The organism is Psychrobacter phenylpyruvicus DSM 7000 = NBRC 102152 (assembly GCF_000685805.1).
GTDB classification, from domain to species: domain Bacteria; phylum Pseudomonadota; class Gammaproteobacteria; order Pseudomonadales; family Moraxellaceae; genus Psychrobacter; species Psychrobacter phenylpyruvicus.
The window spans coordinates 1-16714 of sequence record NZ_JMKP01000045.1 but is presented as its reverse complement, the minus strand read 5'-3'; the positions used below and the strand labels follow the sequence as shown (position 1 = coordinate 16714).

The window sequence follows — 16714 nt, the reverse complement described above, 5'->3', positions numbered from 1 at the left end:
TTATCCATTCGCTATACGGATAAGATGGCTGATTCTGGCGTTATTGCATCTGTTGGTACAACCGGTGATTCATACGATAATGCGTTAGCTGAAACGGTTAACGGACTTTATAAAACAGAGGTGATTGAATATTTAAAACCGCAGTGGCGGGATGCGTATGATGTTGAATTAGCAACCCTTGAATGGGTCGATTGGTTTAATAAAACTCGCATTCATAGTACGATTGGTTATGTGTCGCCTTTTGAGTTTGAGAGACGATACTATGATAGCCTTAATGAGTCAGACAAAGCTGCCTGACTCAAGCAATCCACTCTCCGATATAGTCGGGGCGGTTCAGTCAGCATTATGCCTTCCTACCCAGCTTAAACTTTGCTAATTCCAATTGTCCTAAATCAAGTTACCCTGAATCAAACTGTCTTGAACCATTAGCCACCAGCATTACCAATTACACCCAGCCTCTCTTATTTGCCAAACAACAAACCAGCACTTCACAGCAAGCTGTGCAGGACTTGCACCCTGTGTTGCAGCGGTACTATGCCTATTTATCTGCTCAGCAGCTGGCTCTGACTCAAGAGCATTTAATCCAAGATTCACAGCTTGAGTTTACAATGATTAAATTAGCCAAGTGATTGGTTGTAAATAATTGGTTGTAAGTGATTGATTGGTTGCAACTGATTTATTGGCTTAAAATGATTAATAGGCGCAAGCAATTGATCGGGTTAAATGACAGCCCTACTCTATAACCATAAACTAGGCATAAAATTATAAAACCTTAAGATAGAGAGATACTATGTTTCAGCTTTTGCCATTATTTTTGGCTTATATTATGTTTGCCTTGGGTTTACAAACCCAACTTTCAGACTTTAGACAAGTTTTAATACAGCCCAAAGCCCTGGTGGTGGGGTTGGCTATGCAGCTGCTGTTAGTGCCCCTTGTGGCTTATGTGTTGGTCAGCTTATTTAACTTACCCAGTCAGCTTGGCTTTGGCATTATGCTACTTAGTATTTGTGCCGGCGGTATCACCAGTAATATGATGAGCTGGTATGCTGGGGGCAAGATAGCCTTATCTATTGCGCTTACCGCTATTACCAGTATGATAGCCATCTTAACCGTGCCGCTGTGGGTGCAGTTTTTATACCCGAAGTTTTTTAATGCTTTGCCAGTGGACTTCTCTATTGCCTCACTATCGCTGCGGGTGCTACTGATAACGACTCTACCTGTATTGCTGGGCATTGCCACTCGTCATTATTTCACTGCTTTTGTTGCTAAATACCAAAACAGATTACAACAGATGGCAAATATATTATTTGGCTTAATGGTAATAGGCGCCACTATTAGCGATTGGGATTTACTAATGTCCCAAATTACAGACATTGGTATTTTGGTTTTATTAATGGCTTTTTTTCTATTGAGTTTGAGTTTATTATTTTCAAATTTATTCGGGCTGGATTCTGCAGAGCGTAAGACCTTAGCTATCGAAGTCAGCTTACAAAACGGGGCTATGGGCATTGCACTAGCCAGCTTACTAAGTCAGTCTGACAAACTCTCAGCGTTTGCCCTTCCCTCGGCCATCTACGGGGTATTGATGAATTTTGTGGTACTGCCTTTTGTTTTTTATCATGCTTACCAGCGTCGTCAACAAAGCTTACAACGTAACGTGCGGTAATGCGCATCAACGTTAAGCATCTTCATGATCACCAATAAAAAACGCACTCCCAATTGGAAGTGCGTTTGTTTGTATTAACAATAAGTGTCTAACGCTCTAAATGCAGATACTGCATATGACGCTCATACTGATTCAGGATATCAACCAAGACTTGCTCTTTGGTGTAGCCCACTAAATCATACTCTTGTGAACCTTCATCCAAGAACACCTCTGCACGATAATAGTATTCTGCCTGTTTACTTGACGTCGCTAATGTAAAGTTAGGACGCACCGCTTTGACTAAACATACGTCATACACGAAGTCTTCTTCAGTACCATGACCTACCTTTAGGCTCAATCCTTCAAAGCCACCATCCTCAACAGTACGCTTAATCAATTGAGTTCTTAAGCCTTGGTTGTTTAGCTCAGACTCAACCTCTTTCATAGCTGGCAATACCACATTGGTTAAGAAGCTTTGCACTTGTTTTTTATTTGGGAAGCTAACAATACGCTGCAACCTTGCCTTCCAGTTTTTACCCCCATTTAGTACGTTAGCGGTATCAACGGTACTTGCCTTACGCTTATTACCCTCCTCTTTTAATGACTTCCACATGGCCACCATATAAAGTACCAAGATTACCGAGAAAGGCAAACCAGCCACAACCGATACAGACTGTAGTGAGGTGAATCCACCAGCGAATAATAGACCTAATGTAATTAAGCCTGTCGCGGTTGCCCAGAACAAGCGCAGCCAAACTGGAGCATCCATATCATTGCTCAAACCTCTTGAGCTAAGATTCGATAATACCAGGGCGCCTGAGTCCGCAGAAGTAATAAAGAATACTAGACCAATGATGACACCGGCAAAAGACAATATGTCACTAAACGGATAATACTCAAATAAAGCGTACATACCCATAGGGGCGTTGTTAATAGCGGTCTCACCCAGCTCTACGGCACCATTAGCGACCAAATCAATGGCAGAGTTACCAAAGATTGAGAACCAAGCAAAGATAAAGCCTAATGGGATAAACATTACTCCAAACACAAACTCACGCAAAGTACGACCACGACTAATGCGGGCAATAAATAAACCCACAAATGGTGCCCAAGCAACCCACCAGGCCCAGAAGAAAATGGTCCATGCTGATTTCCATTCAGCACCAGCCTGGCCTTCATAAGCATAAACATCGAAGGTTTTGGTAACGACCGTTTGGAAATAGTCTCCAATGTTTTGGGTGAATGTATTAAGTAAATAGGTGGTATTACCCAATACTAAAATTGCTACTAACAGCAGGGTTGCGGTAATCATGTTAAATTCTGATAGACGACGTACGCCCTTTTCAACCCCTGTCATCGCTGATAAGCCAGCGGCAACCACTACAAGAATAATAATCACACTTTGAACGGTCTTGCTATCTGATACACCAAATACATGGGTTAAGCCTGCGTTCGCCTGCAATACCCCAATACCCAAACTGGTTGCAATACCCATCAGGGTACACACCACACCGAAGGTATCGACGCTATCCCCTAGCCAACCTTTGACCAAGCGCTCACCAAATATGGGAGTTAATGCAGATCGCAGTGCCAATGGCATGTTTTTGCGATAAGCAAAGTACGCCAGCGTCATACCTATCAGAGCATAAATACCCCAGCCATGCAGACCCCAGTGCAAAAAAGTCTGCGGTAATGCTTCACGCATCGCTTCTGCACTCTCAGGGGTTAGCCCACTGTGCGGAGTTAAATAGTGCATCAATGGTTCTGATGCGCCAAAAAAAAGCAGGTCGATACCGATACCTGCTGAGAATAACATTGCCGCCCACGTTAAAAATGGGAACTGTGCTTTTTCTTGGTCCTGCCCTAGCTTGATGTCACCATAACGCGACATCCCCACGAATAGGGAAAACATACTATATGCAGCAATAACCAGCATGTAATACCAGCCAAAGCTATCGGACACCCACGCCATCGCGGTGCTTAATAAATTTTCACTATAGGTTGGAAAAGTTATTGTCCAAAAAATCAATAAGATTGAGACAATAGCAGAACCAATAAATACCGTCTTATTAATGCTTAAGACTTCTTTATGCTCTCCTGTATCTCCTGAGGTTGAACTGTTCATAAAAAGTCCTCAAAAATTAAAACAAAAAAAGGGGCTGCTTTGCATGGGCAATGCAATAGCAGACCCACTTATCAAACTTTACTCAGGATATCTGAGTCATTAAAAAACAAAAAAACAGATTGGCTATCAAGTTTTATTATCTGTTATCTCAATATCCAGTCGTCTATCTGACTGATACCGTACGCATTGGTTCACCGCGTATTGGGGCACCATCTGCCACATAGTAATCCGCTGTTGAGCGAGGTAACTGTCTACCACGCATCTTGTCAGCAATCTTCTCAGCCATCATAATCGTGGTGGCATTTAAGTTACCACTAATAATATTTGGCATGATTGACGCATCGACCACACGCAGGCCTTGCATACCATGTACTAAGCCCTCAGCATCTACCACAGCTTGGTCGTGATAACCCATGGCACAAGTACATGAAGGATGGTATGCCGTTTCGCCATTTTCACGCACAAACTCATCCAATTGCTCATCAGTAACCAGATCGTCTGTTGGTGAAATGGCTTTACCGCGATAAGGATCTAATGCTGGTTGGGCGATAATTTCACGTGTTACTCGAATCGCTTCTCTAAACTCACGCCAATCTTGTTCAGTTGACATGTAGTTAAATAGAATGCTCGGATGCTCATTGGGATCACGTGATTTTAGTTTCACTCGGCCACGGCTTGGCGAACGCAATGAGCCTACGTGGGCTTGGAAGCTGTGCGCGTCAATGGCACTTCGACCGTCATAACGCACTGCCAATGGTAGGAAGTGATACTGCACATTTGGATGGGTAAACTCTTCATGAGTGCGGATAAACCCGCCAGCCTCAAACTGGTTAGACGCCCCTAGGCCAGTACCCAAGAACAGCCACTGGGCACCAATGGCTGGCTTGTTATACCATTTATTTGCTGGTGCAATTGATACCGGCTGCGTACATTCATACTGTAGATACAGCTCTAAGTGGTCTTGCAGGTTATTACCCACCCCTGGCAAATCTTTGACTACAGGAATGCCAAGCTCCTCTAGCCACTCTGCTGGGCCAATACCTGAACGCTGTAACAGCTGCGGCGAGCCAATTGCACCCGATGACACAATCACTTCACGGCTGGCATGGAAGATCTTAGTTTGGCCTTGATGCTCCACCTTCACCCCTATCGCACGATTACCGTCAAACAAAATAACGTCGGTCAACGCACCAGTTAGGATAGTAATATTGCTACGTGGCTTAGCTTTGTCCAAGTAGCCTCGAGCTGTTGAAGCACGGCGACCCTTTGGCGTGACGAAGCGGTCCATCGGGCCAAAGCCTTCTTGCTGATAACCATTTAAGTCTTCAGTACGTGGATACCCCGCTTGCACACCGGCTTCAACTAAAGCTTCATACAAAGGGTTCACACCTGGCTTTGAGGTGGTGACCTCTACCGGGCCACCCACACCATGATAATCATTCTCGCCAGCATCCCGGTTTTCACACTTTTTGAAATACGGTAAGCAGTCAAGATAAGACCACTCTTCTAGGCCTTCAATTTTTGCCCAATCGTCAAAATCCAAAGCATTACCACGGATATAGCACATACCGTTGATTAGCGATGAGCCTCCCAGACCTTTACCACGGCCACAGTCCATTACCCGATTATTCATATACGGCTCAGGATCTGTTTTGTAGCCCCAGTTATAGGTTGTCCCTTGTAATGGCATCGCTAATGCTGCTGGCATTTGGGTACGAAAATCCCAGCGATGGTCTGGACGACCGGCTTCTAATAGCAATACTTTAATGCTGGCATCTTCGGTCAAACGAGTGGCTAGCACGTTACCTGCTGATCCGGCACCAACGATAATATAGTCAAACTCTGATTTGGCTGATGTCATAATTATTTATATCCTTTTGAACGCCTCTATTTATCCCACTGCTTTTTGGCCATACTTGCTTTGGTATTATTTATTTTAGTAATACTTGCTTTGATAACACTTGCTTTTTTAATACCTGTTAATCAATAGCGGTTATAAATAACTCGTTCAATACTAAAATCTGATAAAAAAACAGGCTAACTACTGCCTCAGCCATTACTTAATCAACAAATTTTTGATAAGCATAGTATTGATAAGCACAGCAAGGCAGTAGTTGCTCTAAAGTGAATGGTCTAAAACTTAAAATACCGATTCAAATCCGCCCAGCTCAACTTGAACCGATTTGGTTTGGGTATAGTGTTTCAGGGTTTGGATACCGTTTTCGCGGCCCACACCTGAGTGCTTGTAACCACCGACTGGCATCTGTGCTGGCGAGTCGCCCCAAGTATTAATCCAGCAAATACCCGCTTCAAGCTGACCAATTACACGGTGAGCACGGGTAATGTCTTTGGTCACAATACCCGCAGCCAAGCCATAGTTGGTATCATTTGCACGGCGGACAACCTCTTCCTCGGTGTCATAACTTAGAATAGACATCACCGGACCGAAGATTTCTTCACGCACGATACGCATGTCATCGGTACAGTCAGTGAATACAGTGGGCGCAACGTAAGCACCATTTGCCAGATCACCTGATGTTAAGCGCTCACCACCACACAGCAATTTGGCATCACTTGCCTTGCCATCTTCGATATAGCCCAGAACATTGTCCATATGCTTGAAGCTCACCATTGGCCCCATAGTCACGCTGTCATCCATTGGGTCACCAATTTTGATACGCTTAACACGCTCAACAATGGCCTGCTCAAACTTGTCTTTCATTGAATTTGGGACAAAGACACGTGTTCCATTGGTACATACCTGACCTGAGCTGTAGAAGTTAGCCATCATGGCGATATCGGCTGCCATATCTATATCTGCATCTTCAAAGATAACCAGTGGCGACTTACCACCTAGCTCCATCGTCACATCTTTTAGCGAAGAGCCTGCGGCGGCCTCCATTACTTTTTTGCCGGTATCGACACCACCAGTGAAAGATACTTTTGCGATATCTGGGTGATTGGTCAGTGCGGTACCGACTTGATAATCCCCTTGTACCACACTGAATACGCCATCTGGCAAGCCCGCTTCTGAATAAATCTCTGCAAGCTTCAAGGCAGTTAGCGGTGTCATCTCTGAGGGCTTAAACACCATCGCATTACCTGCTGCTAGTGCAGGCGCTGACTTCCACATCGCGATTTGGATGGGATAGTTCCATGCACCAATACCAGCAACAACGCCTAGTGGCTCTTCGCGGGTATATACAAAGCTGGTGTCACGCAGTGGGATTTGACGCCCCTCTAATGCTGGCGCTAAACCGGCATAATATTCCACAACATCGGCCCCGGTAACGATATCCACGTATTTGGTTTCTGAGATGCCTTTACCTGTGTCGTAAGTCTCAAGAATTGCCAATTCATCATTACGCTCACGTAAGATTTCTACTGCTTTTAGCAGGATACGTCCACGTTCAACCGGTGTCATGCTAGCCCAAATCTTCTGCCCTTTTTGTGCAGCTTTTACCGCTTCATCCACTTGCTCAGAGGTGGTTTGCTGAATAGTAGCAATAACTTCGCCTGTAGCCGGATTAATGCTGTCAAATGTGGTTAGCGACTCATCAACGGGCAAATACGCGCCATTAATATAGGCCGTTTGCACTGAGTCATAGCTTACTTTGCCGTTACGGATATTAGAGTTATAAGTATTGGACATAACGCGCTCCTAAAAAATAAAAATAAAAGACCACAAAACCTCATACTCTTCTTCTTGAAGAGCAGGTTCCTTAAATAAAAAATGCTGACTTATTCTGAAAGTCTGGTTGAGACGATTGTATTTTGATCTACTTCGTCTGAGAGTCTGTCTCAGAGGACAATTGTTTTGACAGTTTTTACTGATAGATTATTTGCTTAAGCACTGCTATGTTGGCGATCTTCTACAAGCTACAATCTAGTTTGAAATGCAACTAAATATTAGAAAGAATTAATAGTTTTTATGGATATATTCAATAAAAATTTTGTTTTGATTAATAAGTATATATTACCAATTACCTTACTAAACCCTTCCTAAAATAATTATGGCTCAGTAATATGAGCACTCGATATCTAAAAGCATAAAAAATAATAGGACTCTCCCAAAAAATCTATTATAACAAATTCTTAGCAAATCACCACCCTATCATTGTTTGCCGATCACTGCTAAACCACTATTAATCAAGACTTAGACCACAAAAAATAAAATGATTTATTTAAAATAAATGAACAAAACCCATTAAAAAAACTGATGATCAGCCATTAATATCAATAAGTTAAAATTATTATAACAATACAATCAATCTATTAAGCCAATCATCTGTACCAGCCCTGTATCTATCCTGTAAGCCCCAATAACAGTAAGTAAAACTTATAAGTCTTTGCCAAGAGTTATTCTTTTAGAGTTTATGGATTTCTCTTTTATTTTGTTAATAGAAGTCATCTTTTTTATGTAGCATTGGCTTTTTTTGGGTTTGTTTTTTAGACGACAGCTACTGTCGCTTATATACGAATGTTGACTTGTCCACTTTATCGTATCAAGGTATTCTTACCTAACAGTATGCCTAACAACTCTATTAAGGATAAGCGTTGATGATGCCGAAAGCGGATTGTGACTTTGAACAACAAGACTCTAAAAGTTTTATTGCTCATGTTCGTCAAGGTGATGATGGACAGTGGCTTATTCATGACTTATATGAGCATTGTGAACAAGTTGGTAAACTAGCCGATAAATTTGCTGGCGACTTAGGTGGTGGATTTGCAAAGATACAAGGGCTTTATCATGACATCGGTAAATACCGCCAACCTTTTCAAGAGCGAATACGTATTAGTTCTGGCTATGGCTTCGATGAAGAAGCGCATCTGGAACAAAAAGCAGGTAAAGCTAGCCACTCGCATGCTGGAGCGATGTTGATGTATCAAGCTCATCCACTCGGTGTGGCACTGGCTTATACTATTGCAGGGCATCATACAGGATTACCTGATTGGACAAATAACACTGCAAAGTGCTTATCTACTCGTTTAACAAACGACAATAGCAAACTAGAGCTAGAACAAACTCTACACAACTTACCTATCACATTTAAAAATATTCCTGACTTACAAACACTGTTACCAGATTTTATTTTAAAAGGTCAAATACGTTTTGAAACGTGGCATATTTGGATACGTTATTTATTCTCGTGTTTAGTGGATGCTGATTTTTTAGATACCGAATATTTTATGTCACCTGATAAGCAATTATTGCGTGGCAATTACCCAAACCTAAAGCAATTGCAAAAAAAGTTTTCCAGCTATATGCAAAGCTTACAAGATACTGCAGAAGATACTTACGTTAATAAAATCCGTTGCGATATTTATGATCAATGTATCAAAGCTGGAAAGGTAGAAAATTCTATTTTTACACTTACTGTACCCACAGGTGGTGGTAAGACTCTTTCAAGCATGGGGTTTGCTTTAGAACACGCTTTAAACTTCAACAAAAAGCGTATTATTTATGCCATTCCTTTTACGACAATTATTGAACAAAATGCCCAAGTATTTAAAAAAATCTTTGAGCAATCTGACTCTGATAATGGTTCAAAAGAGGTCTTAAAACAAAGTAACTTTTGTGTCATAGAGCATCATAGTAACTTAGATCAACCGCTATCAGAAGAGTCGAGTAAAAATAGACTGGCTAGTGAAAACTGGGACGCACCAATCATTGTCACCACCAATGTTCAATTGTTTGAATCCTTATTTGCTAGTCGAACAAGTCAATGTCGGAAAATTCATAATATTGCAAATAGCGTCATTGTATTGGATGAGGCTCAAAAAATTCCTCGTGATTTTCAAAAGCCTATTACAGACATGATGAGAGAGTTAAGTAAAAACTATGGTGTAACTTGGCTATTATGTACCGCAACCCAGCCCAAGCTCGACCGCCATACTGATGCTTTTGGGCATACCTTATTTGAAGGATTACCCCAGCCTTATCGCATTATATCGGACGAAGAAGCTTTAGCGGAAAGCTTAAAGAGAGTTGATATTCATTTTCCTATTCAAAATGAGCGTTGGACATGGAAGCAAACTGCCGAGCATATTGTAGGGCAAAACAGTCAGTGTGTATTGGCTATTGTGAATACTCGCCGTGATGCAAATGAATTATATCAACATCTATATGACCTTAAACCAAATGCATTAATCATTCACTTATCCGCTAGTATGTGTCCAATGCACCGAGAGCTGATGATTATGTTTATTAACCAGGTACTGAATAAATATCATAAAAATGAAATGGATTTGCCGTTTTATGTCGTCAGTACACAATTAATAGAAGCAGGCGTTGATGTTGACTTTCCTATAGTGTATCGAGCCATGACAGGACTTGATTCTATTGCCCAATCTGCTGGACGCTGTAATCGTGAAGGTAAGATGTCTGGCATAGGGCAAGTCATTATTTTTCAACCTGAAAAGGATGCACCTGCTGGAGAACTGTTACAAGCACAAACAAGTACTTATGAAATTTTAGAGGATATAAAAGATACTCCTTTATCACCTTTGGCATTTTACAAATACTTTTCATTATTTAATAGCAAGGGTAATTCTGACAAACATAATATAAGTGAATTATTAACCGCTAAAAAAGAGTCTGGTACGCCCCTAGCTATTAGTTTTCGTACCGCATCAGAAAAATTTAATCTTATTAATAACAATGGTGTAACAGTAATTTGTCCTTTTTATCATGCCATTATGAGTCATACGCAAGATCAAAAAACTAAAAACCAACTTATTGAACAAATAATAAATCAGTTCCCAGAACAGCAATGGTTAACTGAAATTGAAAAATTAAGCTTTTGTAAAGAAGAACAGTTACCCGTAGAACAACTACTTACTCTATTAGAACAAGATGACGCCAACCGTTGGGTTTATCGAAAATTACAACGCTATAGCGTCACTATTCCTAGATATCTACTTGAGCAAAACTCCGATATGTTTAAATTAAAAGCCGGTATGTATATAGCAAAAGATTATAACTTTTTAACAGGTATCGTATGCAATTATGAACCATTAACTCGTGATGAATGCGTTTGGTAAAAATATTGAAAGATAAATAATAATCGTAATAAACGAATGCATCTTAAAGTAAGGAGTCCGTATGTTTTGTATTGAAGTATGGGGGGACTATGCCCTATTTACCCGACCAGAGATGAAAGTGGAACGGGTTAGCTACCCTGTTATAACACCTTCTGCATGCCGTGCTATTTATGAAGCTATCTTATGGAAACCTGCAATTGAATGGCAAATTAAAAAAGTTGAAGTATTGAGCCCGATTAAATGGCTGTCGGTAAGACGTAACGAAGTTGGCACTAAATTATCGACTCGCAATGCTCAAAGTATGATGAATGGTAAGGGTAAAAGTGATTATGCCATTGTCATTGATGATAACCGTCAGCAACGTGCCAGCTTATTATTAAAGGATGTACGTTATCGTATTTATGCCGATTTTGTTTTAACCGACAAAGCTGGTCCGTCTGATAATCGTACTAAATTTGCACAAATGTTTGAAAGACGTGCAAAAAAAGGTCAATGCTTTTATCAACCTTACCTAGGATGTCGTGAATTTAGTGCTAATTTTGACTATGTACCTTTGGATAAAAATAATCAGCCACAATTAGATTGTATTCATTCTGATCACACAAACTCCCAACATAATAATAAAATTTTGATGCCTATTACTGACAATCAAGATATGGGCTATATGCTGTATGATTTAGATTTCACTAATCCTGATGATCCACAGCCAATGTTTTTTCATGCCAAAATGAACAAAGGTATTATCCATATTCCCGAAAAATCAAGCGATGAGGTAAAACGATGATACTGCATGCATTAACTGAATATTACCACCGCAAAGCTGATTCTACTGAAGGCAGTGGTATTGCCCCTCAAGGATTTGAAAATAAACAAATTCCATTCATTGTTGTTATCGATAAACAAGGTAGCTTTTTTAACCTAGAGGACACTCGGGGTAAGGATAAAACGACAAAAAAAGGTAGTTCTTTTCTTGTACCTTTAGGAGAAACTCGCTCTGGAAAAAACTCATATCAAACCACCAATATTCTTTGGGATCATTATGGCTATCTATTAAACCACGCTAAAGAAATTGCGGGCAATGCTAAGATGTCTGCCGAAAAATTAGCGACTGAAACTGAAAAAAGTATCGAAATGGCAAACCTGCAACATCAAACCTTTATTGAGAAGGTGGAAGAGTTACATCGTGCCATACCAGATGATATTGGTATATTAGCAGTAAAGAAGTTTCTGACTGACCCGGATAATATTCAACAAGTAAAAGAACATCCTAAATGGGAAGACTGTAAAAAGATTAAGGGATGTAACCTAACTTTCAAATTGAAAGGTGAAACTGCACTTATTTGTCAATCTAAGTCAATACAGGAATATTTAAAGCAACAACTAACTACGCCCAGTACAGATACTGATAGTGTAGAAGCTCTTTGTTTGATAACAGGTGATAAGGCACCTATTGCTCGGTTACACCAACCAATTAGTGGTGTTAATGCCAAACCAGCTCCATTTGCTTCTATTAATCTAGATGCGTTTGAATCGTATTATAAAACGCAGGGTTATGGATTCCCTGTCAGCGAAAAAGCGATGTTTGAATATACGACAGCACTAAACACTCTCTTAAAAAGTAATAATCGCTTCCGTTTAGGTGATGTTAGTGTGGTGTGTTGGAGTGAAAAAGCAACCAAAATGGAAAGTGACCTTGCCTTTATTCTAAATGGTGGGCAAGACAAAGATAACCCAGATGCTTATATTGAATCGGTAAAAAAGCTGTTTAGTAGCTTTCATCATGGTGTTTATGACAATCCAGATGCCAATCAAATCATGTATGTGTTAGGTCTATCACCAAATTCTGCACGTATAGTCGTTAGATTTTGGCATCAAGCAACTATTGCAACCCTAGCCACTAATATTGCTCAGTGGTTTATTGATGTAGACATAGTACGTGGGCTTAATCAGCCCTATCCAGCATTACTACGTCTACTATGTAACTTAGTATTTGAGGGTAAGATAGAAAACCTACCACCAAATATGGTAGCTAATGTCACTAAAAGCATCCTTGATAACAGCCCTTTACCCATGACTGTTTTACAACTAGCCATTCGGCGTAACCGTGCTGATCAATCGGTAACTTATGCCCGTGCTTGCTTAATCAAAGCTTATTTAAACCGTAAAATTCGCACTTCAAAAACAACGACTATTAAGGAGATTTCCGTGGGATACGATAAAGACCGAACTGATATCGGCTATGTGCTTGGTGCTCTATTTGCCGTTCTTGAAAAAATACAAGAAGAAACCTCTGAATCAGGAAAGCTTAATTCAACCATTCGTGACCGTTATTATGGTTCAGCCAGTAGTACGCCTGTTACTGTATTCGGTACGCTATTAAAACTAACTCAACACCACTTAAGCAAAATTAGTAAACGCAATATGGGACGTTCTATCAACCTCAATAAATACTTAAGTGAAATATTAGAAAAAATAGATAACTTTCCAAGCCACTTAAATATGGAGCAACAAGGTCTATTTGCTATTGGCTATTATCATCGTCGCCAAGACTTTTTTAACAAAAAAGAAACTGATGACTCCAACCCAGAGTCTTTAAAAGCTTAAGTTTAATAGCCAAAACTAATCATTTACTACCACATAACTATCCACAATTTAAAGGAATTAAAAATGACTAACAACAATACAATCGAAAAACGCTACGATTTTGTTTATTTGTTTGATGTACAAGACGGCAATCCAAACGGCGACCCTGATGCGGGCAATATGCCTAGAGTTGACCCCGAAACAGGCATCGGCTTAGTGACGGATGTGTCGTTAAAGCGTAAGGTTAGAAACTTTGTGCAGATGACCCAAGACCAAGCTGGTTACGACATTTTTATTAAAGAACGTGGTGTTTTAAACAACCTGATTGACGAAGCTTATGAGCAAGATGTAGTTAAACAGAACAAAGGTGCGGATAAGATTGAGCAAGCTCGCCAATTTATGTGTGCTAAATACTATGACGTGCGTACCTTTGGAGCAGTCATGAGTACAGGTAAAAATGCTGGACAAGTTCGAGGTCCAGTTCAATTAACGTTTTCTCGCTCTATCGATCCGATTGTCACTCTTGAACACAGCATCACTCGTATGGCAGTTGCTAGTGAAAAAGAAATCAAAGTTAACGAGGAAACAGGAGAAGAAAACTACACCGAAAACCGCACTATGGGTCGTAAATTTACCGTGCCATATGGTTTATATCGTTGTCATGGCTTTATTTCTGCTCATTTTGCCAAAGATACAGGGTTTACAGAAGAGGACTTAGAGGTATTTTGGCAATCACTAATCAATATGTTTGATCATGACCATTCTGCCGCTCGTGGACAAATGAATGCTCGTCGTTTATACGTATTTGAGCATGATAGTAAACTGGGTAATGCTCCAGCCCATAAATTATTTGACTTAGTGACAGTGAAAGCAAAAGATACCAGTAAACCCATTCGCTCTTTTGAAGACTATAGCGTTGAAGTGAATGAGGCAAGTTTGCCTGATGGTGTTAAATTGCAGAGTAAAATATAACCATGCAAACTCTCTACCTCTCACGCCTACAACACTACCTGTTTTGTCCTCGCCAATTTGCGTTGATAGAGCTTGAGTGTGCATGGGAAGAAAATATCTTTACCGCCGAAGGGCAAGTGATGCACGAAAAAGTCAATAGTGGAGGCCATGACACACGTGGTGCCATAAAGACGGTGCGAACCTTGCCCCTTGGTCATCGAACACTCGGTCTTGAGGGCGTCGCTGATGTCGTGGAATACCATGCTAATGACGATGGCTCTCAAACGCCCTATCCCATCGAATACAAACGTGGACGACCAAAGTCACACCGAGCCGATGAAGTACAGCTATGTGCTCAAGCACTGTGTTTAGAGGATATGCACCAATGTCATGTACCTGAAGGTGCATTATTTTATGGTAAAACTCGTAGACGTCATACCGTGGTATTTGATGATGAATTAAGACAGATTACAGTAGAAGCTATCCAAGCATGTCGCCATATTATTGACAGTGGCAAAACACCTAAACCAAGCTATAGCACCAGCAAATGCCGAAACTGCTCACTCAAAGACATTTGCCATCCCAAAATTTTTAATAAAAATGCCAAAGCTTGGCTTAATAAGTACATCACAGAAAGTTTAAAAGACAACTTAAATGATTAGCGTTATCCAAAGGACAGTAGATGCGACCCCTTAAAAATACTTTATTTGTGCAGTCCCAAGGGGCTTGGTTGAACAAGCAAGGCGAAAATGTAGTCATGAATATCGACTACGAGGTCGCAGGACGTGTACCTATTCATAAGCTCAACTCTATTGTCTGTTTTGGTCAGGTATCTATCTCGCCTGCTCTCATGGCACATTGCGCCGATAATGGCATAACCATCACCCACCTAAATCGATATGGCAAATTTCAAGCCCGTATCGAAGGTGCTGTCAGTGGCAATGTTCTCTTGCGCCGTGAACAATATCGTATCAGTGATGACCCCATACGTACTCAAGTCATATGCCATAGTATCGTGCTAGGCAAGGTACACAACCAACGACAAGTAATACGCCGTTACCTTCGTGATTATCAATCAAGCTTACCAGCCTCTGTCACAGAACAGTTAGACTTGGCACAAAAGCGCCTACGTCATGGACTTGGCCATATAGTCGCAACGGAAAATTTAAATGATCTTCTAGGCCGAGAAGGTGAAATGGCAAGCTATTATTTTTCCGTATTTTCACATTTTATTCGTCAGGATGACTTTAACTTCTTAAAACGTACTCGCAACCCTCCTACGGATGAAGTCAATGCCCTACTCTCATTTACCTATACCCTAATGACTCATGAGTGCCGAAGTGCTCTAGAGACGGTTGGACTTGACCCAGCCTGTGGTTTTTTTCATCAATTGCGACCTGGCCGACCTTCTCTTGCACTTGATCTTATTGAAGAGTTCCGACCAATACTTGATAGGTTTGTACTTTCATTGATTAATAAAAGGCAACTGGCTACAACCGATTTCAAAAAAGAGGAGAATGGTGCCGTTAGATTAAAAGATGAAGCGCGCCAAGTATTCTTAAAGGCTTGGCATGACCGTAAACAACAACCGATTTACCATGAATGGTTTGAAGAAAGCGTGCCTTTTGGATTACTTCCTCATTTGCAAGCGATAATAATGGCACGTCATGTTCGAGGTGATATAGATGCTTACATACCTTTTTTATGGAAATAAAAACTAATCATAGTTGTTACAAAAACCAATCTCGATGATGCTCAGCAATCCTACTATGTACAAAGAATGATGTGTAGAGACTACTCAGCATATTAGCTCCTAAAAATGATAAGATAAAATATAAAGAGAAAAGTTATGATGGTCTTGGTTACCTATGACATTAGTACAGAAGATCCAGGTGGTGCCAAAAGATTGAGACAAATCGCCAAAAACTGTCTTAATTATGGACAACGTGTACAGTTTTCAGTATTTGAAATAGAAGTAAATCCTGCGCAATGGACAACTCTTAAAGCAACGCTAGAAAAGATTATCGATCCAGAAACAGACAGTTTACGCTATTATTATCTTGGTAAAAACTGGCAACGTAGAGTCGAGCATATAGGCGCAAAACCTGTACTGGACTTAAATGATATGCTTTTGTTCTAAACTAACCCAATTTTTTTATTAAAATTTTTTATAATGGTGGCTGTTATAAGGTCACTGCGAACCTATAGCGTACATAAAATCCCTGGGATATTCGCAATTAAGTCGCAAATTATTTAACAACTTGATTTTATTAACTTTATTTTTTAACTTTAGCGGTTTGGTAACTAAGCTAGTTACCAAATCTTGCCCTATGATAGTGACTCGCAAATTTAAAGGTTTTTTTTCA

Annotated in this window: 12 protein-coding genes; 9 read left to right on the top strand and 3 right to left on the bottom strand. The window is 40.5% G+C overall.

Annotated features, from left to right (window positions below; genetic code table 11):
• Both G561_RS0112225 and G561_RS0112215 read left to right on the top strand, forming a co-directional pair.
• Window positions 1–297, top strand: a 297-nt coding sequence (locus tag G561_RS0112225; protein WP_028859813.1) for an integrase core domain-containing protein, incomplete at its 5' end; no start/stop codon positions are given.
• A gap of 493 nt (window positions 298–790) precedes the next feature.
• Window positions 791–1666, top strand: coding sequence for a bile acid:sodium symporter family protein (locus G561_RS0112215; protein ID WP_028859812.1), 876 nt, complete (start codon window positions 791–793; stop codon window positions 1664–1666).
• Between the two features lie 88 nt (window positions 1667–1754).
• Here G561_RS0112215 and betT read toward each other — a convergent pair whose 3' ends face one another.
• The 3 genes from betT to betB form a co-directional block, all read right to left on the bottom strand.
• Window positions 1755–3770 (bottom strand): choline BCCT transporter BetT, encoded by a 2016-nt coding sequence (gene betT / locus G561_RS0112210; protein WP_028859811.1) that lies wholly within the window; start codon window positions 3768–3770, stop codon window positions 1755–1757.
• Window positions 3771–3933: 163 nt separating this feature from the next.
• Complete coding sequence (gene betA, locus G561_RS0112205; protein WP_028859810.1) at window positions 3934–5631, bottom strand: choline dehydrogenase; 1698 nt, start codon at window positions 5629–5631, stop codon at window positions 3934–3936.
• Between the two features lie 279 nt (window positions 5632–5910).
• Complete coding sequence (gene betB, locus G561_RS0112200) at window positions 5911–7422, bottom strand: betaine-aldehyde dehydrogenase (RefSeq protein WP_051584549.1); 1512 nt, start codon at window positions 7420–7422, stop codon at window positions 5911–5913.
• Window positions 7423–8330: 908 nt separating this feature from the next.
• Between betB and G561_RS0112195 the strand changes: the two genes are divergently transcribed.
• The 7 genes from G561_RS0112195 (at window position 8331) to cas2 (ending at window position 16488) form a co-directional block, all read left to right on the top strand.
• Window positions 8331–10814 (top strand): CRISPR-associated helicase/endonuclease Cas3, encoded by a 2484-nt coding sequence (locus tag G561_RS0112195; protein ID WP_051584548.1) that lies wholly within the window; start codon window positions 8331–8333, stop codon window positions 10812–10814.
• A gap of 61 nt (window positions 10815–10875) precedes the next feature.
• Window positions 10876–11598: a type I-C CRISPR-associated protein Cas5c gene (cas5c, locus tag G561_RS0112190; protein WP_028859807.1), complete on the top strand. Its 723-nt coding sequence runs from the start codon at window positions 10876–10878 to the stop codon at window positions 11596–11598.
• Window positions 11595–13418 carry a type I-C CRISPR-associated protein Cas8c/Csd1 gene (gene cas8c, locus G561_RS0112185; RefSeq protein WP_028859806.1) on the top strand — a complete coding sequence of 608 codons (1824 nt, stop codon included), beginning with the start codon at window positions 11595–11597 and terminating at the stop codon, window positions 13416–13418. Before cas5c ends, cas8c begins: the two co-directional genes overlap by 4 nt.
• 63 nt (window positions 13419–13481) lie before the next feature.
• Window positions 13482–14369, top strand: a complete 888-nt coding sequence (gene cas7c / locus G561_RS0112180; RefSeq protein ID WP_028859805.1) for a type I-C CRISPR-associated protein Cas7/Csd2 — start codon at window positions 13482–13484, stop codon at window positions 14367–14369.
• A gap of 2 nt (window positions 14370–14371) precedes the next feature.
• Entirely contained in the window at window positions 14372–15010 is a 639-nt protein-coding gene (gene cas4 / locus G561_RS0112175) for a CRISPR-associated protein Cas4 (protein ID WP_028859804.1), read from the top strand.
• Between the two features lie 20 nt (window positions 15011–15030).
• The gene (gene cas1c / locus G561_RS0112170; protein WP_028859803.1) at window positions 15031–16062 is read left to right on the top strand and encodes a type I-C CRISPR-associated endonuclease Cas1c; all 1032 of its coding nucleotides are present in this window, start codon (window positions 15031–15033) and stop codon (window positions 16060–16062) included.
• 135 nt (window positions 16063–16197) lie between these two features.
• Window positions 16198–16488 (top strand): CRISPR-associated endonuclease Cas2, encoded by a 291-nt coding sequence (cas2, locus tag G561_RS0112165; RefSeq protein WP_028859802.1) that lies wholly within the window; start codon window positions 16198–16200, stop codon window positions 16486–16488.
• The last annotated feature ends 226 nt before the right edge of the window (window positions 16489–16714 follow it).

Excerpts from the sequence above, each read along its gene's own strand:
- betA (WP_028859810.1), bottom strand. The coding sequence starts at position 5,631 with ATGACATCAGCCAAATCAGAGTTTGACTATATTATCGTTGGTGCCGGA.
- cas5c (WP_028859807.1), top strand. The coding sequence starts at position 10,876 with ATGTTTTGTATTGAAGTATGGGGGGACTATGCCCTATTTACCCGACCA.
- betT (WP_028859811.1), bottom strand. The coding sequence starts at position 3,770 with ATGAACAGTTCAACCTCAGGAGATACAGGAGAGCATAAAGAAGTCTTA.
- betB (WP_051584549.1), bottom strand. The coding sequence starts at position 7,422 with ATGTCCAATACTTATAACTCTAATATCCGTAACGGCAAAGTAAGCTAT.
- cas7c (WP_028859805.1), top strand. The coding sequence starts at position 13,482 with ATGACTAACAACAATACAATCGAAAAACGCTACGATTTTGTTTATTTG.
- cas4 (WP_028859804.1), top strand. The coding sequence starts at position 14,372 with ATGCAAACTCTCTACCTCTCACGCCTACAACACTACCTGTTTTGTCCT.
- G561_RS0112215 (WP_028859812.1), top strand. The coding sequence starts at position 791 with ATGTTTCAGCTTTTGCCATTATTTTTGGCTTATATTATGTTTGCCTTG.
- G561_RS0112195 (WP_051584548.1), top strand. The coding sequence starts at position 8,331 with ATGATGCCGAAAGCGGATTGTGACTTTGAACAACAAGACTCTAAAAGT.
- cas2 (WP_028859802.1), top strand. The coding sequence starts at position 16,198 with ATGATGGTCTTGGTTACCTATGACATTAGTACAGAAGATCCAGGTGGT.
- cas1c (WP_028859803.1), top strand. The coding sequence starts at position 15,031 with ATGCGACCCCTTAAAAATACTTTATTTGTGCAGTCCCAAGGGGCTTGG.
- cas8c (WP_028859806.1), top strand. The coding sequence starts at position 11,595 with ATGATACTGCATGCATTAACTGAATATTACCACCGCAAAGCTGATTCT.